The following is a 21,000-nucleotide window of genomic DNA, read 5'->3' on the forward strand; positions in this document are numbered from 1 at the left end:
CAAATTAGTTAATGGATGTGGATGGATTTAACATTTTTTAACCCGCTGTTCGTAGTATTTCCCTTGCTGTCCGAAGTTTGTAACTTAGGACTACTACGCCTGTAGTCTGCGACTACATTACGCAATGATCTTTCTTAAGTCTAAAGACTATTTACAAAATCGTCCGAAGTCGGAAATCGAACAGCGGCAGATGAAACAGCGCGACTGTTTCATCTGCCATATTTTTTGTTACACCAGTCAAAAATTACCCATTTCACAATAATTTGATTACCAACAAATTAACAAACATTTAAGCTTAAAAATTCTGACGTAAAAGTTGTTACATTTTGTTACATCACTTTTTGGTAATATGGTTGTTTCCAATGATTTAAGTCAAAATCTTGTTACACCTGTTACATTTTGTTACACATTTGCGTGTAACAAAACAATGCCGCCGGGGTAACTATATTGTTCGCTCTTTCCCATCTACCAGTTACTTTTCCCTTGATGGAAAAGTAACCAAAAGATCAAGTCAGCAGAGAGGCTTCTTTGCCGCACGAGGCTTTTGCGCTGCAAAGCAGATAAAACCACGGGCTGTAATATTTTGCCCATGTTGTCGCGCAGACCGGCGCTTCAGCAAAATTTACTATGCCCCTCCCGCCGCACAGTCCAGCTTGTTTTACCTCCTTTCATCCGAAGCTTATCTGCTGACGCTTTGCTCAACAGGACCCGCAATTTTCATATTAATGAGCAATGAAAAGTGGGCAAAGGCCTGCCGGAAAACGCGGGCCGGGTGTCTGGCCTTGAGCGGCGAAGGATTTTTCCGGCTTGATCTTTTGGTTACTTTTGGATCAAGCCAAAAGTAACAGCCCCCGCGGCAATTGAGCGGGCGGATGCTCAATTTGTGTAACAAAGGAAGTTAGCACCCAAACACGCCACTTTTACTTATGCGTCGCCGCCATATAGAAAGTTATCTCGCCACCTTTCATAATATCAGCATGTTTTAAAAACAGTGTGTTTAATGGTTTGCCGTTTAGCACTATCTTTTGCACATACACGTTCCGGGCGCTTTGGTTATTTACGTGGATAGTAAATGTTTTACCACCAGCCAATTGTATAACCGCTCCATCAACCGCCGGACTGCCAATTGCATATTGGTCCGATCCCGGCGCAACAGGGTAAAACCCTAACGAGCTGAAGATGTACCAGGCGCTCATCTGGCCGGTATCGTCATTTCCACCCAAACCATCCGGGGTTGGCTTGTACATCTTTGGCAGTATCATGCGCACGCGCTCCTGTGTTTTCCAGGGCTTATCGGTCCAGTTATATAAATATGCTACATGGTGCGATGGCTCGTTGCCATGCACATAATTGCCTATGATGCCGTCGCGGGTAATGTCCTCGGTTTCGGCAAAATACTTATCCGGCAGGTTAAAGCTGAACAGGCTGTCCGCATAAGCTACAAAGCGTTTGTTGCCGCCCATTAATTTAATCAGCCCCACAGGGTCATGCGGTACATATAAGGTATAGTTCCATGCGTTGCCTTCAATAAATCCCTGACCAATGGTAGTAAGCGGATCAAACTTTTTACGGAAGGTACCATCTGCCAATTTAGGGTGCATAAAACCTGTTGCAGGGTCGTACACATTTTTATAATTCTGTGCCCGTTTGCTAAACTCGTTATAAATAGCCGTGTTGCCCAGCTTCTTAGCCATTTGCGCGATGCACCAATCGTCATAAGCATACTCCAAAGTTGATGATACCGCGTTGCCATCCTTTTCGTCGGGGATATATCCCATGTCCATATAGTAACCTATGCCCTGGTAATCGCGATGGCGGGCCGTGTTTACACAAGCTGCTAACGCATGATGGACGTTAAACGGCGCATTCCCTTTTATCACCGCGTCTGCAATTACCGAAACACTGTGGTAACCACTCATGCACCAGTTCTCATTAGCCGAGTTGCTCCATACCGGCAGCATGTTTTCCGGGCTTTGGTCGTAATGCGCCAGCATGGATTTTACCATGTCGGCATTACGCTGCGGTTCAATAATATTAAACAGGGGGTGCAGCGCGCGGTGGGTATCCCATAAACTAAAAGTGGTGTAATTGGTAAAACCGGTTGCTTTATGAATATTCTGATCCAAACCTTTATACCGGCCATCTACATCCATATAAACAGTTGGGTTTATCATGGTATGGTACATGGACGTGTAGAAGTTTTCCTTAGTTTCTTTATCTCCGGCGATTACAATTTTATGCAGCTCTTTTTCCCATTGCAGTTGGCCCGTATGTTTAATTTTATTGAAATCCCAGGTTTGGGCTTCGGCTTTCATATTGGCTAAAGCGCCTTCCATGCTAACCGGCGATAACGCGAATTTGATCTTTATCTTTTCACCTTCATTTGTTTTAAAATCAAAGTAGGCCCTTATTTGCTTTCCGGCTATTTCGGGGAAGTTTTTGGTTTGATTGAATTTCCCCCAGAAACCGCCATACACCTCGCGTTTAGAATAATTTTTGTAGCCGTGGGCGATGAATGGCTTAGAGAACGTCATGGCGAAATACTGCGTGCGGGTGCGTGCCCAGCCATTAGTTTGGCGGAAACCCATTACCAAAGTATCATTAACCACCCGCAAATAGGTCCACACGTTTTTATCAGGGTAATTGTATATGCCCGCCATCAGGTCCAGAATAATATGCGCGTTATCAGATTTTGGGAAAGTGTATTGATGAAAGCCGACACGTGTTGTGGTGGTCATTTCGGCAATAATATTGTGCTCGTCTAATTTTACTTTGTAGTAATTGGCCTCGCTTACCTCATTCTGATGCGAGTATGGCGAGCGGTAGCCGCTATGCGGTTTATCTGCTGTACCGGGATTTAGCTTTAGCGTACCAACAGTAGGCATAATTAAAAAATCGCCCAGATCTGAATGGCCCGTACCGCTAAAATGGGTATGGCTAAAACCTACTATCGTTTTATCATCATATTGATAACCCGCGCAATATTTATAAACATCGGGGTTATACTTGCCGTCCATTTCATAGCCAATGGTATCTGTTTCAGGGCTTAGCTGCACCATCCCAAAGGGCACAGTGGCGCCGGGGAAGGTATGACCCATGCGTTGGGTACCTACAATTGGCTTAACATATTGTATTAAATTTTCGGGTGATTTTTGCGCGTTGGCTATAAAGCCTGTACAAATAAGCAGGGCAGTAAATATTTTCTTCATGAAGAGCAGTTAATCTTAAAGTTCAAATATAAGCAAAGCTTACTTATACTTTCCAACCCAACTCTGCGTCACTTACCGTAAAGAAGGTTAGTGATCTCAATCTTTTAATTATATTTACAAACATCTTTGCCAATATGGCATGCAAAATATAAATTGTAACAACGGTATATGTTTTGTGCTCTAATTATCAAAAAAACAAAAACTAAAAAAATGAAAAAGCTATTCTCGGCAATATTGGTTATCGTGGCAGCAATGTCATTAAGCTCATGCAGCTATAACAGCATGGTACAAATGGATGAAAACGTTAAGGCCAAATGGGGTGTGGTACAAGCACAGTATCAACGCCGGTCTGATTTGATACCTAACCTGGTTGCAGCTGTAAAAGGTGCGGCTAATTTTGAAAAAAGCACTTTAACAGATGTTATTAATGCCCGTGCAAAAGCAACATCTGTACAGGTTGATCCATCTAAATTAACACCCGAGTCTATTAAGGCTTTCCAGGCTGCACAAGGACAATTAAGCTCTGCTTTGGGCAGGTTGATGGTGGTTACAGAAAATTATCCGCAGTTAAAAACCAACGAAAACTTTTTGGGGCTGCAAGCACAGATAGAAGGCACAGAGAACCGTATTACGGTTGCACGGAACGATTTTAACGGCGCTGTGCAGGATTATAACACCAAGATCCGTTCATTCCCGGCAAACATTACTGCTAAGATGTTCAGCTTTAACCCTAAGGGATACTTCGAGGCTGAAGCAAGTGCAGATAAAGCGCCGAAAGTGCAATTTTAATTAATGAGTGAATGAGTGAGTTTTGAATGAGTGAATGTTTCACTATCGCTTATTCAAACCCCGCTTAATTATTCACTCAATCACTCATTCCATCATTCACTAATTAAAAACTCATGGCAGTATTTAACGACGAGGAGCAACAACGCATACGCGAGGCGATAGCTGATGCCGAAAAATGTACTTCGGGCGAATTGCGGGTTTGTATTGAAAAAACCTGTAGTGAGGATGTGCTTGACCGCTCGGCTAAATATTTTTACCAATTGGATATGCATAAAACTAAACTGCGTAACGGCGTATTAATATATGTTGCTGTTGTAGATCGCAAGTTTGCCATTATTGGCGATGCAGGGATAAACCAGGTAGTGAGCGAAGACTTTTGGGACAGCACCAAGGAAGATATGCTGGAACACTTTAAAAATGGCAACATAGTTGAAGGCATTGTTACCGGTATTAAAATAGCCGGTGAGCAACTGAGTAAATACTTTCCGTATGACCGGGATAAAAATGAACTATCAGACGATATTGCCTTTATGGATGGCGATTAAACTTAAAACCATGTTCAAAAAAATTATATTATTTGTTAGTTTATTGCTTTGTACCTGGAGCGTTTTCGCGCAGCAGCTTCCACCCAAATCAAACACAATAGTTACAGATTATACCAATACCCTATCGGCCGAGGAAAAACAGCGGCTTGAAAGTAAATTAGTTGCTTTTAATGATTCATCCTCAACCCAAATTGCGGTTGTGATCATGAAATCTATTGGCGACTACGATGTTAACGAATATGCCCAAAAACTTGGCCGCGCATGGGGCGTAGGGCAAAAAGGCAAAAACAACGGTATCATGGTGTTGGTGGCGTTGGATAACCGTAAATTATCTATCCAAACGGGTTATGGTGTTGAAGGTGCATTACCTGATATTATTACCCAGCAAATACGTGTTAATGATATGAACCCACGCTTTAAGCAGGGCGATTATTATGGTGGTTTAGACGCGGGTACTGATGACATTATTAAATATACAAAAGGCGAATATAAGGCCGAGAAGAAAGCCCGTCAAAGCAAAGGCGATGGCGGCAGTCCGGTTGGTTTTATAGTTATTATAATTGTAGTTATACTGATAGCTGTATTTCGTAACCGTGGCGGCGGCGGTGGCCAGGTTATTGGCAGCCGTGGCGGCGCCAGTCCGTTCTGGTGGTTTCTTGCCGGCTCAATGCTGGGTGGCGGTAATCGTGGTGGCGGCGGCGGTTGGGGAGGTTTCTCTGGTGGCGATGGCGGTGACAGTGGTGGCGGTGGTTTCGGCGGATTTGGCGGCGGCGATTTTGGTGGCGGCGGATCTGGCGGAAGCTGGTAGGACCGTTGATTTATTTTGATTAAGAGATTACGTTGATGCTTGTTTTAATCCAAAGGCGTATTTCGATCAAACAAAATTCATATTCATACATTAATCAATCAACGAAATCATACAATCATTAAAATCAGCGGTTCAGAGATGGATAAACTTAACTGGAAAATTTGCCATTCAGAATATATACATAAGGGCCCATGGGCAACCCTGCGTACCGATAAATGCGAAATGCCCGATGGCCGCGTTGTTGATGAATATTTTGTTTTAGAATATCCTAACTGGGTAAACGGAGTAGCTTTAACTGCTGATAATAAAATTATAATGGTTCGCCAATATCGCCATGCGGCAAATATTGTTTCCTTAGAAATTCCGGGTGGTGTTATTGATGGCGACGAAGAACCGGAGGCAGCCATGCGCCGCGAGTTGCTGGAAGAAACAGGTTATCAGTTTGATGAAATAGAACTGTTATGTACAGTTTATGCTAATCCATCAACCTCAAACAATCATACCTATTGCTATTTAGCTAAAGGCGGCATTAAAGTGCAGGAACAAACTTTAGACGATCATGAAGAGTTAATAGTGGAAGAATATTCCATAGACGAAGTAAAGCAACTTTTAGCCGATAATAAAATTGCCCAGTCCCTGCATTGTACCGGGTTGTTTTATGCTTTTATGAAGTTGGGAGAATTGTAATGCTTTTTTGGTGATATGCTCTGTTATAGCTCAGTGCTATTTGTCTGATAAGTAAACTCTTATCTGGTGTTTTATCCGGCATCCTCAATAGTGCCTGCTTTTGTAAGGCCCTTTTTCTATCCCATCTTTTTATTCTATAGATAGATGTTTGAATTGTCAAAAACAAACGCTACCTTTGCGCCCGATTTGGCGATGAAGCCAGATACGTTATTTTTAATCATGAACCCATTTATTGAACTGGGAATCCGTCATGATATTGTTAATGCCATCTCTGAGTTAGGATTTGAAAATCCTACACCAATCCAGGAACAATCAATCCCGGTATTGTTAACAGGCAGCAACGATTTTGTCGGATTAGCCCAAACCGGGACCGGTAAGACTGCTGCCTTTGGCCTACCACTGTTGGAATTGTTGGATTTTGAAGAAAACCATCCGCAGGCGCTTATTTTATGCCCAACACGCGAACTTTGTTTGCAAATTACTAACGACATTAAAAACTACTCCAAAAAAATGGGCAACGTTAACGTTGTTGCCGTTTATGGCGGAGCCAGTATTTCTGATCAGTTACGCCAGATAAGACGCGGCGTGCAAATTGTAGTAGCCACACCTGGCCGTATGCTTGATATCATCAACCGTAAGGCTATTGATTTTACAAAGGTGAAATTTGTAGTATTGGATGAAGCCGATGAAATGCTCAATATGGGCTTTCAGGAAGATATTGACAGTATCCTATCTACCACACCCGAAGAAAAGAAAACCTGGTTGTTTTCTGCAACTATGCCGGCCGAAGTGCGCCGCATAGCTAAAAAGTACATGAATGAGCCGTTTGAGCTTACCATGGGCACCAAAAACACTGGCAACGCTAACATTGAGCATGAGTACTATATAGTACGTGCCCGTGATAAGTATGCTGCTTTTAAACGTATTGTTGATTTTAACCCCGATATTTTTGGTATTGTATTTTGCCGTACCAAGATCGAGACACAGGATATTGCCGAAGCTTTAATGAAGGATGGCTACAATGCCGATTCATTACACGGCGATCTGTCACAACAACAACGCGATAAAGTTATGAAACGCTACCGCGAGCGTAACCTGCAATTATTAATTGCTACTGATGTTGCCGCGCGTGGTATTGATGTTAACGATGTAACACACGTTATTAACTATTCATTGCCTGATGAAGTTGAGAATTATACCCACCGTAGCGGCCGTACAGCCCGTGCCGGTAAAACAGGGGTATCTATTTCTATCATCAATGCTAAAGAATTAGGTAAAATACGCCAGATTGAAAGAGGCTTAGGCAAAAAATTTGTTAAGGTAGAAATACCTACAGGTTTTGATGTTTGCGAAAAACAATTATTCTCTATCGTTCATAAAATACATGACGTTGAGGTTAACGACCAGCAAATTGAACAATATCTTCCGCGTATTATGGAAGAATTTAAGGACCTTACTAAAGAAGATTTCATTAAACGTTTTGCATCTATAGAGTTTAACCGCTTTTTAGATTACTATAAAAACGCGCCTGATTTGAACGCGCCAATTGAAGAAGGACGCTTTGATCGCGACCGTGATCGTGGAGAACGTGGTGAGCGCTCAAGCCGTGGAGGCGAGTCTGGCGGTAAATCAGAATACACGCGTTTATTTATAAACTTAGGTTCTGTTGATGAGTTTAACCGTGGCGATCTGTTAGGCTATATCTGCACCAATGGCAAAATAAGCGGCCGCACAGTTGGCAAAATAGATGTTAAAGGTGTTTACTCTTTCTTTGAAGTACCAAATGCCGAGTCGGAAGCTGTTATCAACAACTTTAAAGGCGTTGAATTTAAGGGCCGTGAAGTTAGGATAGAAGTATCAGGCGAAGGCACCAGCACTACCCGTAGTGGCGGTGGCGAACGCAGAGAAGGCGGTTACCGTGGCGGCGAACGCCGTGAAGGTGGCGGTGGCTATAACCGTAGTGGTGGTGGCGAACGCAGAGAAGGCGGACATCGTGGTAGCAGTAATCCAGCGGCAGGTGGTGGTTTCCGTGATTTTTCCGGCAAACGCCGTGAAGATCGCCCGGAGCGCAAACGCAGGTTTTAATATTAAGGTGAATGGTTGATTAAGTTGATAAGGTGAATGGTTAACCACTCACGTATTCAACTACTCACTGCTCTCCAAATGATAGTTTTTAGTTTAGTTAGTTTAGTTTACAAAGCCTCCCCGATTAATCGGAGAGGCTTTTGTTTTTTAAAGCAAATTGAAAATATTTACTAATCCAATCACTATTACCGCGTAAATTCTATCAATTGCAAATCAGGGTCCTGTATGGTAAGCCTGTTAGGCTCCAGCTTTTGTATCACAAACTTGGTATAGGGCTGATTACCTTCAAATGAAGTATAAATAGTATCGCCTTTTAAAAAATACTGTTCGGGCACTTCGGCATTATTATCCATGGCAAAGCCTTTGTCCGTCACTTTTAGTTTTGTTTTACCATCTTTTGATGTCCAGCTACCCTGTAGTTTATCTTTTACAGGATTGGTGCATGACATACTAAATAATAGAATTGCAAATACTATGTGTACGGTTATTAAGGCATATGTTTTCATGATATAAGAATTGTGATACGCCTGTAAGACTTATTAATGTTTGTAAGGTTTATTTCTTAACTGCCATTTTTTAAGATATTTATAATGGCCGCCTTTGTCTACATAAAAATAACGCGAGTGTTTATCAATATAAACGTTCTCACCGGTTGGAGCCCAATGGCCTTCATATCTTTTATCGGCAACGGCTACGGCGCCTTTTACGGCAACCTCTGATGTTTTATGACCAACATCCTGAGCGGCATGGCCAATTTTTTTGGTTACAGGTTCGTGGTGTTCCTGGGCATAGCTTTGGCTGGCGGCAAAAATACCTGCTGATAGCAGAGCAATTTTAAGTGAGTTTTTCATGGGTCTAAATAAGTTATTTTAGGATGTTAACACAGTTTCTCTGCCAATTGTTTCATTTCAAGAGCAGGGGAACGCTTTTGATATAAAATAGCGTAAACAGCTTCGCATATAGGCATGTTCACTTTGTATTGTTTATTGATCTGGTGCAGGCAATTTACGGCGTAATAGCCTTCGGCTATCATGTTCATTTCCAGTTGGGCCGATGTTACGGTATAGCCTTTGCCTATCATATTACCAAAGGTGCGGTTACGGCTAAACTGCGAGTAAGCGGTAACCAGCAGATCGCCCAGGTAGGCAGATTCTTTTATATCGCGGGTTATGGGGTGTACCACATCAACAAAACGCTTTAGTTCGCGTATGGCGTTTGATATTAATACCGATTGAAAATTATCGCCATACCCTACTCCATGACAAATGCCGCTGGCAATAGCATATATATTCTTTAATACGGCGGCGTATTCGGTGCCATAGATGTCATCAGATACAATTGTTTTAATGTAACGGGTATTGATCATCCCCGCAAATTCGGCAGCAAGAGCGGGATCGCCAGAGGCTATGGTTAAATAGGATAGTTTTTCTAATGCAACCTCTTCGGCATGGCAGGGGCCGCTGATAACGGCAAAATCGTTGAATGACATATCATATTTCTTATTCAGAAACTCACCAATAATAAGGTTCTCATCAGGAACGATACCCTTTATGGCAGATACTATCTTTTTGCCGGCGAAATCTTCGGCACTAATATCAACTAAAGCTTCTTTTAAAAACGCGGCAGGTACATTAAGCAGCACCACATCTGCAAGCTTAATTAATGCCTTAAGGTCTGTCGAGATATTTTGCGCAGGCACCTTTATTTCAACCGAGCTTAAATAGTTTGGATTATGGCCGAATTTATGCACATGTTTTACCGACTGCGGGTTGCGCATCCACCAAAAAATTTCTTTTTCGGTAACGTTATCAGTTAACATTTTAATATTGGCTGTAGCCCAGCTACCCCCGCCAACTACTAATATTTTGTTATTTTTATTTTGCATTAAAAACTTTGTCTCGCAACAGGTTTAATTGACGGGGCAAAGTTAATGAAAATGTGTAGATGTTGTCTGAACCGTGATTTTTAGGATTTACAGATTAGCTTGATTAAAATGCAGGAAAATCCAATAATCCCTAAATCCTAAAAATCATGGTTCAGAAGACAAACAAAAAAGGCCAACCACACGGTCAGCCTTAAATTACATCATTTGCACATCTGCATATTTACTTATTATCGTTAGTAAACAATTTAGATTTATCTACTTTTTCAACCAGGGCGCCATCTTTTAATGTTTTGGATATGGCAGGGTATGGGGCAGATACTACCTCGTCGCCGGCTTTTAAGCCTGAAGTTATTTGTACATACATATCATCCTGTATACCGGTTGTTACCATTACCTGTTTAACCTTGCCTGCGTTATACACAAAAACATATTCTTTTGCAGGCGCTGTGCTTGCTGTTTTAACCGGGGTAGTAGTTGTGCTTTTTTTAGCGCCACTCATATCCATCTTTTTATCTTCGCGGGTAGTTACCGCTTGTATAGGTACTGCCAGTGCCTGGGTATGGTTTGTTTTAATATCAACGGTGGCTGTTAATCCCGGGCGAAAAGGTGATGGATTATCGCCTTTTTTGTTTAGCAGATCATTATATGATTTTGCGTCTATCCTAACTTTAACGGTAAAGTTGGTAACCTGGTCTGCATTGGTGCCTACCACGTTTGCCGAGCTGCCAATCTCTGTAACCACACCATTGAATTTTTTACCTAAAAAGGCATCCACTTCAATTTTTGATGAGTCGCCAATTACTATGCGGTTAATATCATTTTCATTCACATCAACATTTACATCCATTTGGCTAAGGTCTGATATGGTCATGATCTCTGTCCCTGCAAATTGCGCGGTACCCAAAACGCGCTCGCCTTTTTGTACAGATAGTTTAGAAACCACCCCGTCAACAGGCGAATAAATGGTTGTTTTATACAAGTTATCCTGCGCTTCTTTAACTGATGCTGATGATTGTGCCAGGCCATAGGTTGAGCCTATTACATTTTGCTTGGCAGCTTCAAGGCCCGCTTTTGCACCTTCATAACTGGCTTTTGCGGCGTCAAATTCTGCCGCGGTTAATACTTTATTATCATATAGCTCTTTACTGCGTTTATAAATTGCTGCCTGGTTATTATAGGTAGCTTCGGCTTGTTTTAGCATCTGACTTGAATTGCCAACACTGGCTTTTTGCGAATTATAAGATGCAACCGCGCGCTCATAACCCGATTTTAAAATATCAGGGCGTATTTTACAAAGCAATTGGCCCTTTTTTACAACATCGCCTTCTTTAATGGGCAATTCAACCACCTCGCCGGATACTTCCGGGCTAATTTTTACTTCAACATGCGGTTTGATTTTACCGCTTGCAGAAACCGTTTCATTAATTTCACGCACAGCAGATTTTTCTGTAGCAACCTGTGTTTTATCAGATTTGCCTATCATGCCGGTTGCTTTACCGATTATCAGCAGCGCAATTAGTACGCCAAGTATTATCAAAATATATTTTGTAGTCTTTCCCATGATTGTTCAGGATTTTTTATTTTAAAGTGTTATGGTGTTACCCAGGTAATAATCAATTATTTTACTTCTGAAAACGACGCTGTATTTTGCTTCGATCATGTCATTTTGCGATTTACTAAAATTGGTAACCGCTGTATTATAATCCAGAGAGTTTATCAAACCAACATCATACCGCTGCTTGGTAACATTCAATGCATCTTTATTAGCTTCGAAAGTTTGCAATGCTGATTGGTATTGTTTTTCGGCAGCCTGCAAGTCAAGCACGGCTTGTATAATAGTTTTACTTAAGTTATTCTTAGCAATTTGTGTACTTAGCTGCGCGTTTTGATAGTTGAGCCGGGCTTTACGCATCGTGGTACGGTTGGCAAACTTATTAAATATAGGTATTTGCACACTTAAGCCAATCGACTGGTTAAAGTTATCATTGATCTGTCTGAATGCAGAATAGGGGCCGTAAATAGGTTGCTGATATGAGGTTACAACAGCCTGATTAGTAGCCTGTACTATACCTATTTGCTGCGTAATAGCTGTTTGCCCAATAATTTGTTGATTTAAACGATCTGAGTAGCTGGAAGCCAACCCGCCAAATAAACTAACCGTTGGGTAAAAATTTCCGTTTGCTATTTTAATTGCCTGGGCATAAGTTTTTTGCTGTGTTTCGGCCAGGCGAATATCCGGGTTAACGGTTAATGCCGTTTTTATAACCTCGTTAGCATCATATATTGTTTTTATATCGGTAAGCTTGCTTATGTCCGGTCGTTCAACAGCAATCTCTGCATACGGGTTCATCTCCATATATTGCTTTAATATCAGCACAGACAGATCCAGTTGATTTTGAGCAGTAGTTAAATTAAGGGTAGCTGTTGATACCAGTGCTTTTGCCTGCGAAAGATCAGCCAGAGTTTGGTTACCTACTTTAAAGCTTATCTGTGATTTATTTAATGTTTGGTTAGCAATATCAATTTGTTGTTTAGCGGCGGCTACCAGATCCTGGTTAGTTAATATCTGCAGGTAGTCGGTTACTACATTTAGTGTAAGGTCGTTTTTTATTTTGGCAGTAGTGCTTTTATCAACATCAAGTAATAGTTTGTTTTGCACTATCTGATTACGCAACTGCCCGCCCTGGAACAGCGTTAACTGTAACTGAGCGTTGCCATTTATATTTAAAGAGGTTGATGAAGTATAAGTAAAGGACCCGGCAACCTGGCTGCGGCCAAAGTTATAGCCCCCTTGTGTGTTTGCGTTAATGCTTGGCAGCAAATTATTTTTAGCCTGGTCCAGATCTGCGGTACCAATAGACTCGGTAACCTGTGCTTGTTTGATGGTTAAATTGTTAGCCAAAGTGCGATCGACCGCCATTTGCAGGGTTATTTTTTCTTGCGCCTTTGCTGTAAAGCCTATCATGACTGTAAACAACAAACCAAGAATGCTTACCCTTTTAAATATAAATTGTGTCATAAGGTTATTCCGTACAATTATTAGATATGAGTATTAGCTACTATATTTGAGAACCGCATCAATTGCACAATTTACTCAAATATAATAACTGTAAATGTACCTGGTTAAAACTCCCTGGTTGCTTAAAAAGCTATATCCCCAATTAATATGGGATGTGAACAAGGCGGGCCGTTGCATTTATCTGACGTTTGACGATGGACCTATACCTATTGTTACACCCTTTGTATTAAATATTTTACGACAATATAATGCTAAAGCTACGTTTTTTTGCATTGGCGATAATGTACGTAAACATCCGGAGATATTTGAACAGGTAAAAGCAGATGGCCATGCCATAGGCAATCATACCTACAACCACCTTAAAGGTTGGAAAACCGAAGATAAAATTTACCTGGATAATTTTTTGTTAGCTGATGAATTGATCGGCTCCAATCTGTTTCGTCCGCCGTATGGGCGCATAAAAAGCTCGCAGGTAAAATTGCTTAAAGATGCCAAACCCGGTTTGCAAATTATGATGTGGAACATATTAAGCGGCGATTTTGACATCAACCTAAAACCTGAAAAGTGTCTTGATAATGTTTTAAAAAATACGACCGATGGCGATATTGTATTATTTCATGATAGCCTCAAAGCGTTAGACCGATTGGAGTATGCTTTGCCTAAAGCAATGGAAATTTGGAGTAAGGAAGGGTATGCGTTTAATGCGCTGCCCGTTTAATTAGGTATTTGTCCCAGGGACACGTGAATACACCTGGGACAGTTGGGACAGTCATTTTGATAATTACAAAAATAAGTTGTAAATTTATATTTTAATGGACACCCGCTCCTATTTCACCGGCTGCTGCGTTTGCGTAGTTGCGGAATCTTGCTTCCCATCATTTTTTATGACCGTATAGACAATGGCCCCAATAACGGTAATAGCCAAAACTATCAACCCTATCCAGCCCGAGCGTTTGTCCTGGCGTATCAGCCATATTAAAAATGCAACAAGCGGCAGTACAAAAATTATCCAGAAGATTAACGAGGGAGCGGTCATTTTAATGAGTGAATTAGTGATTGAGTGAATGTGATTAATAAAGTATTTAATAATTGAATTCGTTGGCAACCATTCACTCAATCGCTAATTCACTCAATCATTCATTATCTACATCGGCATTCTTGCCAGGGGTGCAATGTTTTGCCCGGCGAAATCACCTTTTAAAAATTTATGGTAGCCGGCTATGGCTATCATTCCGGCATTGTCGGTACAGTATTGCATTTCGGGGATAAAACAGTTCCCGCCGTTTTTATCGCCCATTTGTTGCAGGCCCTGCCTTAAACCTGTATTTGCCGATACGCCCCCTGCCAAAGCTATGTCCTTTATACCATAAAGATCTGCCGCTTTTTTTAGTTTGTTCAATAATATGGTAACTATTCGTTTTTCAACCGATGCGCAAATATCATTTAAATTTTCGGTTATAAAATTAGGGTTAAGCGCTACGTTATCTCTAATAAAATAAAGTATAGATGTTTTCAATCCGCTAAAACTAAAATCAAATCCGGGTATTTGCGGCTCCGGAAATTTGTAGGCATCAGGGTTACCCAAACGGGCATGTTTATCAATTAATGGGCCGCCGGGATAAGGCAATCCTAAAATTTTACTTGTTTTATCCATTGCTTCGCCGGCGGCATCATCCAATGTTTGGCCCACTACTTCCATATCAAAATAATCTTTCACCAAAACTATTTGGGTATGCCCGCCTGATACTGTAAGGCATAAAAACGGGAAGGTTGGCTTGCGCTCGGCAATAAAATGCGCCAGTACGTGCGCCTGCATATGGTTAACCTCAATAATCGGGATGTTTTTTGCCAATGCAAAAGCCTTGGCAAATGATACACCTACAAGCAGGGAACCTAAAAGTCCGGGGCCGCGTGTAAAAGCTACTGCATCAATGGCATTTTTGCTTACTTTTGCATTTGATAGTGCTTGTTGTACAGCGGGAACAATATTTTGCTGATGAACCCTTGAGGCAAGCTCAGGGACAACGCCTCCGTAAGCTTCGTGTATGGCCTGTGTAGCAATAACATTGCTCAGGATAACCCCATCAACACATATAGCTGCAGAGGTGTCATCACAAGAAGATTCTATTGCTAAAATTACCGGCATTTTACAAAATCAAAATTTATATGTCAAACTTCGGCACACTTAATTCGTTAGAAGTTTAATTAATATACAAAGTTATTAAAAAAGCACTAAAAATAGCCCTAAGTATAGTATTGCTCCTGTTACTAATGGCGAGTGTATTACTATTGGTTTTTCAGTACAAACCTGTACAAACATGGGCCGCTAAAAAAGCTGCTGCTTACTTATCAACCAAGTTGGGCACCGAGGTTAGTGTACAGGGCTTGTATATTAAACCATTCTCATCGATTGTGCTTGAAGATTTTTATGTGCTTGATAAGCAAAGGGACACTTTGGTACGTACCCCCAAATTAACCATAGAGCTTAATGGCTTTTCTGTTTTTAGCAGTATTAGGGATAGAATTATTGATTTTAAACAGATACAGCTGGATAATGGCTCTTTCTATTTAAAAAATCTGGAAGGTAACGTTACTAACTTGAAATTTATTTTAGATAGTTTAAAATCTAAGGATACAATCCAAACAGTGCCGGGTAAGCCGTGGACCACTATATTTGAAAAAACAATTGTAAACAACTTTCATTTCCGCTATAAAAATCAGTTAAGGCATGAGGTAGTTAAGGGGATAAATTTTGATGATATAGATGTACGTAACTTTAGCACTGTAGTAAACCATATGGACCTTATGAACCATTTGTTTAAGGGCGAGGTGCAATACTTAACACTGAAAGAAAAGGGCGGTTTTTACTTAAAAAACTTTAGAGGGAATACCACAGTTGATACCGACCATATACTGGTACAGCACATGCTGATACAAACGCCAAGATCTGTTATCAAAGATTATTTTAGCATGAAGTACAGAAAGCTTGATGATTTTAATGATTTTGTAAATAAGGTGCGTATGGAGGGTGATTTTAAACAATCGCACATATCATCAACAGATATAGCCTACTTTACAACCTCGCTGGAAAAAGTGAATTTTGAGCTGGGTGTTGATGGGCGGATACAGGGAGCGGTAAATAACCTAAAGACAAGGCACCTTACCGTTACAGCGGGACAGGCCACATTTATTAAAGGCGATTTTAATTTAAAGGGATTGCCGGATTGGGATAAAACTTTGCTTGACCTTAAATTTGAACAGTTAGCCACCAATAAAAGGGACCTTGACTTTTTATACAGTCATTTTACCGGAACACCCGGGGCTAAAATGCCCGATATAGTTGGCAAATTTGGCAATGTTAATTTTTCGGGAAAGTTTAAAGGATTACCAAATAATTTTGCGGCATCCGGCACATTTAAAACCCAACTGGGGCGGTTTGATCCGGATATTAACCTGGAAATAAATAAAACCGGTACGCCAAGCTATACCGGTAAAATAGCTGCTTATAACTTTGACCTCGGCACGCTGGTTGGTACCACCACCTTGGGGCGTACTTCATTTAATGCCAATGTTAAAGGCAGCGGCGACGCGCTTAAAAATCTGAACGAAAATATAATTGCGAAGATAAATTATATTGATTTGAATGGTTACCAATACCAAAATGTAACAGCAAACGCGACCTTTATAAACAAAAAAATTAACGGCAGTCTGTCAATTAAAGATAAAAACATTCTGTTTGATGGCAACGGAACTGTGGATCTTAACCCACAACTACCGGTTTATGATTTTACCGCTGCCATACACGATGCGCATTTAAATAAATTAAAGTTTATTACAGATACTATTACAGTAAGCGCGCAGCTTAAAACCAAATTTTCTGGCAATGACCTTAAAAATTTTGAGGGCCGTATTATGTTTTCGCCTATCCGGATAATCGATCCGCGTAATAATTATTTACTGGATTCAGTTTACTTTTCTGCCAGTGGCAAAGGCAATGAAAGGCTGATAGCGCTTAAATCTGATGCGCTTGACGGCAGCATTAAGGGCAGCTATGATTTGGCTACTTTACCCTCGTATTTTAAAACCATTGTTAAAAAATATATCCCATCATTACAATTAGATGCCACTACACCAAAACCTCAGAATTTTGATCTGAATTTAAAGATCAAAAACCTTGATCCGCTTACAGCCATCTTTTTTCCGGATCTGCAAATACCAGAGCAGGGAACTTTTATAGGTAAGTTTAATTCGAATAGTAAAACAGCCACAATTAACGGCTTTATAAAAACCATAAAATACAAGAAGATAGTCTTTCACAACTTTATTTTAGACGAAAGCACATCCGACGCTAATTTAGGGATCAATATTTCATTGGATCGTATAGATCTTACAAACGACTTGTTTATTAAAAACATTGACATTACTAATTTTGTAAGTAATGATAGTTTAAAATTCAACGTAAAGCTGGCCGATAAAGATGCTACCAACCAGCTTGACTTGTACGGCCTGGTTAAGTTTGGGCAGGATACTACCGCAAAACTAATATTACTACCATCAGACATTATACTGGAGCACCAGGATTGGAGGCTAACAGACCAGGTAAGAGTAAGGCTGTTAGACGGTAAAACGCAGGTATCGGGCTTCGAGCTTTCAAACGGACAGCAAAAAGTAAGGATAGATGGTTTTATATCTGATAACCCGGAAGATCAATTAAAGGTAACCTTTGACAAATTTAGAATGAGCACCCTTAACCAGCTCACAAAATCATCTGATATTGTGTTGAGCGGCAAGCTTAATGGTGACGTACTGCTTTCGTCTATTTTAAAATCGCCGGGAATTGATGCACACATGAATATTGATTCATTAAAAATGAATAAAACGCTGGTGGGCAATGTTAAACTTGTATCCAGTCTTGATAATGAACGGAAGCAGGCCAATGTAAATTTAAACATTCTTAACAAGGGTTTAGAAACGCTTAATATTGGCGGCACTTACTCTTTAGGAAAAGAAGAGACCGATAAGCTTGACTTTACAGTTAAAATGAACGAGACAGAGGCCGTAATTTTTGGGCCTTTTGTTAAAGATCTGGTGTCTGAGCTAAAAGGAACCATTTCTACCGACCTGAAATTAACAGGATCATTGGCAAAGCCGCAATTAAATGGCAGCGTTACCTTAGCTAATACCGGTATTACCGTAAATTATTTAAAAACGGCTTATATAGCCAATGATAAATTAATTGTAACTAACAGTGTTATAAATATTGATAACCTGAGCTTAAAAGATATGCATGGCGGTGAGGGAACTGTTAAGGGAAGTGTTGATTTGAACAACCTATCTAACCCTACTATTAACGCTGTGCTTACAGCCAGAAACCTGATGGCTTTAAACACTACTTTTAAAGACAATCACCTTTATTTTGGTACAGCTTACAGCTCGGGCAGGTTTAGCTTTGTGGGGCCCATTGATAATATAAGCATAGATATTAGAGCACGCACAGAAGCTGGTACGGTATTTAATATTCCGCTAAATACATCTACAACGGTTAGTGATTATGATTTTATAAAATTTGTGAGCCATAAGGATACTACCGGGCTTAATATTCCCAAAGTAAAAGCATTTAATGGTGTAACACTAAATTTTGATTTAACGGTTGATGAAAAAACCACCGTAAAAATAACAACCGATCTTGGCGTATTAACCGGGACGGGCCAAACAACAAACTTAAACATGCACATAAATAGCCTGGGCGATTTTGATATGGTTGGCAGTTTTTTAATTACATCCGGAAAATTTGAATTTACGGCTAAAAACTTTATCAGTAAAAACTTTGCTGTAAACCAGGGTGGCACTATACGCTGGACGGGTAACCCTTCCAATGCGGAAATTAACCTGAATGCTATTTATGAGGTACGTACAGACATTTCGCCCCTTTATACTGCCGCTGGTTTGCAATCACCAAAAGGTAATGAGCAGGTGTTGGTACAGGCAGAAATGCTTATTACCAAATCCCTGCTACATCCGGATATTGGTTTCGATTTTAATTTTCCTACTGATCCTTCGATAAAAGACGACCTGGGAACTTACCTGGCCGATAATAATAACCGTAACCAACAAGCATTAAGCATTATTGTAAGACGCAGCTTTGCATCAGGAACCGGCAATAATAATTTAACCAATCAGGTATTTAGTACAGCGGGCAGCGCCGTAAGCGAATTGTTTTTTAATAGGGTGAACAGCTTTATATCACAATCAAACATCCCTAATTTTGATTTGAACATACGCTCATTTAATGATGCCAGCGCATCATTAAAATTTTTAAAGGACAGGCTGCTAATAAACGGAAGCTTGTATAGTACCAGCGCTAATGGCAATAGCTTATTTAATAACAGTACTAATTTGCTTAATTCAAACTTTAGCAACCTTACCAAAGATTTTGAAACATCATATCTTATACGGGCAGGCGGTACAAACGGCGCGCTAACTGCACGTTATTCTTACCGTGTTTTAAATACCACTACTTTAAATACAATTGACCAATTGACCGTGCAATATGTTAATGGATTAGGGTTGGTTTATCAACGGGACTTTGATACCCCGGGAGAGTTTATAAGAAATATGTTTTCGAGAGGGAAACGTGCAGCTAAGCCTGTTGTAAACCCAACGCCAATTGTACCGCCTTCAGGCATACCCGCTACTACAATAACCACACCCCCTGCATCTGTAAAAAATGATGAAGAGGAGGAAGAAGCTCAATGATCACGCATTATGGTGTGATCCATCTTATCTCTTTTTGTTTTAAGATAAGCCTCATTGTGGGGGTTTGAGGCAATTTCAATAGGTACATTTTCTACCACTTCTAATCCGTATCCTATAAGTCCGGCCCTTTTTTTAGGGTTATTGCTCATTAAACGCATTTTTGATATTCCCAGGCTGCGTATTATCTGTGCGCCAATACCATAGTCACGCTGGTCCATAGCGAAACCTAATTGTATATTAGCCTCAACGGTATCAAAACCATTCTCCTGCAAATTATAGGCCTTTAATTTATTTACCAGCCCTATTCCACGGCCTTCCTGGTTCATATAAATAATGGCGCCCTTGCCCTCTTTGTTTATCATCTCCATAGATTTATGTAACTGAGGGCCGCAATCGCACCGGCATGAGCCAAAGATGTCGCCGGTAATGCATGAGCTGTGTACACGTACCAATATGGGCTCATCCGGTTCCCAGGTTCCTTTTACTAAAGCCATGTGGTTTTCGCCGGTGTTAAGCTGCGTGTAGGCTATCATTTCAAAATCGCCCCATTCGGTAGGCAATTTTACAGATACTTCTTTTTTTATTAAGGTTTCTACATCTAACCGGTAAGCTATCAGGTCTTTTATAGATATAATTTTCAGATCAAATTCTTTGGCCATTTGCTCAAGTTCGGGCAAACGGGCCATATCGCCATTTTCGGTCATTATCTCACAGATAACCCCGGCAGGTTCAAACCCGGCCAATACGGCCAAATCAATAGTTGCCTCTGTATGGCCGGCCCTGCGTAATACACCGCCATTTTTAGCTATCAGCGGGAATATATGCCCCGGCCTGCCTAATGCTTCAGGCGTAGTTTCGGGATCAATTAATGACATTATCGTTTTTGAACGGTCCGTAGCCGAAATGCCTGTAGTACAGCCTTCCAGCAAATCAACAGAAACCGTAAAATTAGTTTCGTATGATGTGGTGTTATGGCTTACCATTAGCTCCAGCTCCAATTCGGTAGCGCGTTGCTGGGTAATTGGCGCGCAAACCAGGCCACGGCCATGCCGTATCATAAAATTTATAGCTTCGGGCGTAGCATTACGTGCAGCGGTTAAAAAATCGCCTTCGTTTTCTCTATCCTCGTCATCAACAACAATTATAATTTTACCGGCTTTTAAAGCTTCAATGGCTTCTGGTATGGTATTTAGCATTTTATTGGATTTGGTAACTTT

16 protein-coding genes are annotated in these 21,000 nt (G+C 40.8%); 7 read left to right on the top strand and 9 right to left on the bottom strand.

Annotation, left to right across the window (positions count from 1 at the left end; genetic code table 11):
- Positions 1-920: 920 nt before the first annotated feature.
- The gene (locus JWP71_RS06480; RefSeq protein WP_299498058.1) at positions 921-3,209 is read right to left on the bottom strand and encodes a GH92 family glycosyl hydrolase; all 2,289 of its coding nucleotides are present in this window, start codon (positions 3,207-3,209) and stop codon (positions 921-923) included.
- Positions 3,210-3,419: 210 nt separating this feature from the next.
- Between JWP71_RS06480 and JWP71_RS06485 the strand changes: the two genes are divergently transcribed.
- The 5 genes from JWP71_RS06485 to JWP71_RS06505 all read left to right on the top strand — a co-directional run bounded on the left by JWP71_RS06485 (position 3,420) and on the right by JWP71_RS06505 (position 8,123).
- Positions 3,420-3,998 (top strand): LemA family protein, encoded by a 579-nt coding sequence (locus tag JWP71_RS06485; RefSeq protein WP_299498059.1) that lies wholly within the window; start codon positions 3,420-3,422, stop codon positions 3,996-3,998.
- A 113-nt stretch (positions 3,999-4,111) separates the two neighbouring features.
- A complete protein-coding gene (locus JWP71_RS06490) occupies positions 4,112-4,543 on the top strand; it encodes a TPM domain-containing protein (RefSeq protein ID WP_299498060.1) in 432 nt (143 codons plus the stop codon).
- Between the two features lie 10 nt (positions 4,544-4,553).
- A complete protein-coding gene (locus JWP71_RS06495; RefSeq protein ID WP_299498061.1) occupies positions 4,554-5,351 on the top strand; it encodes a YgcG family protein in 798 nt (265 codons plus the stop codon).
- Positions 5,352-5,489: 138 nt separating this feature from the next.
- Positions 5,490-6,038, top strand: a complete 549-nt coding sequence (locus tag JWP71_RS06500; protein WP_299498062.1) for an NUDIX hydrolase — start codon at positions 5,490-5,492, stop codon at positions 6,036-6,038.
- A 219-nt stretch (positions 6,039-6,257) separates the two neighbouring features.
- Entirely contained in the window at positions 6,258-8,123 is a 1,866-nt protein-coding gene (locus JWP71_RS06505; protein ID WP_299498112.1) for a DEAD/DEAH box helicase, read from the top strand.
- Between the two features lie 185 nt (positions 8,124-8,308).
- On the opposite strand, the gene JWP71_RS06510 is transcribed toward JWP71_RS06505, so the two are convergent.
- The 5 genes from JWP71_RS06510 to JWP71_RS06530 form a co-directional block, all read right to left on the bottom strand.
- A complete protein-coding gene (locus JWP71_RS06510; protein ID WP_299498063.1) occupies positions 8,309-8,629 on the bottom strand; it encodes a hypothetical protein in 321 nt (106 codons plus the stop codon).
- Between the two features lie 33 nt (positions 8,630-8,662).
- A complete protein-coding gene (locus tag JWP71_RS06515) occupies positions 8,663-8,974 on the bottom strand; it encodes a hypothetical protein (protein WP_299498064.1) in 312 nt (103 codons plus the stop codon).
- 26 nt (positions 8,975-9,000) lie between these two features.
- Positions 9,001-10,008: an NAD(P)H-dependent glycerol-3-phosphate dehydrogenase gene (locus JWP71_RS06520; RefSeq protein ID WP_299498065.1), complete on the bottom strand. Its 1,008-nt coding sequence runs from the start codon at positions 10,006-10,008 to the stop codon at positions 9,001-9,003.
- 220 nt (positions 10,009-10,228) lie between these two features.
- Complete coding sequence (locus tag JWP71_RS06525; protein WP_299498066.1) at positions 10,229-11,569, bottom strand: efflux RND transporter periplasmic adaptor subunit; 1,341 nt, start codon at positions 11,567-11,569, stop codon at positions 10,229-10,231.
- Between the two features lie 21 nt (positions 11,570-11,590).
- Positions 11,591-13,027 (bottom strand): TolC family protein, encoded by a 1,437-nt coding sequence (locus JWP71_RS06530; protein ID WP_299498067.1) that lies wholly within the window; start codon positions 13,025-13,027, stop codon positions 11,591-11,593.
- A 94-nt stretch (positions 13,028-13,121) separates the two neighbouring features.
- Here JWP71_RS06530 and JWP71_RS06535 point away from each other — a divergent pair, with 94 nt between their 5' ends.
- Entirely contained in the window at positions 13,122-13,745 is a 624-nt protein-coding gene (locus JWP71_RS06535) for a polysaccharide deacetylase family protein (RefSeq protein ID WP_299498068.1), read from the top strand.
- 108 nt (positions 13,746-13,853) lie between these two features.
- On the opposite strand, the gene JWP71_RS06540 is transcribed toward JWP71_RS06535, so the two are convergent.
- Together JWP71_RS06540 and tsaD are read right to left on the bottom strand one after the other, a co-directional pair.
- Complete coding sequence (locus JWP71_RS06540) at positions 13,854-14,063, bottom strand: hypothetical protein (RefSeq protein ID WP_299498069.1); 210 nt, start codon at positions 14,061-14,063, stop codon at positions 13,854-13,856.
- A gap of 108 nt (positions 14,064-14,171) precedes the next feature.
- Positions 14,172-15,173, bottom strand: a complete 1,002-nt coding sequence (gene tsaD / locus JWP71_RS06545; RefSeq protein WP_299498071.1) for a tRNA (adenosine(37)-N6)-threonylcarbamoyltransferase complex transferase subunit TsaD — start codon at positions 15,171-15,173, stop codon at positions 14,172-14,174.
- 125 nt (positions 15,174-15,298) lie between these two features.
- Here tsaD and JWP71_RS06550 point away from each other — a divergent pair, with 125 nt between their 5' ends.
- Positions 15,299-19,783, top strand: a complete 4,485-nt coding sequence (locus JWP71_RS06550; RefSeq protein ID WP_299498072.1) for a translocation/assembly module TamB domain-containing protein — start codon at positions 15,299-15,301, stop codon at positions 19,781-19,783.
- Here JWP71_RS06550 and JWP71_RS06555 read toward each other — a convergent pair.
- Complete coding sequence (locus JWP71_RS06555) at positions 19,777-20,979, bottom strand: bifunctional 3,4-dihydroxy-2-butanone-4-phosphate synthase/GTP cyclohydrolase II (RefSeq protein WP_299498073.1); 1,203 nt, start codon at positions 20,977-20,979, stop codon at positions 19,777-19,779. The genes JWP71_RS06550 and JWP71_RS06555 overlap by 7 nt on opposite strands.
- Between the last annotated feature and the right edge of the window lie 21 nt (positions 20,980-21,000).

The sequence above is a fragment of the Mucilaginibacter sp. genome (assembly GCF_028287845.1).
Classification (GTDB): domain Bacteria; phylum Bacteroidota; class Bacteroidia; order Sphingobacteriales; family Sphingobacteriaceae; genus Mucilaginibacter.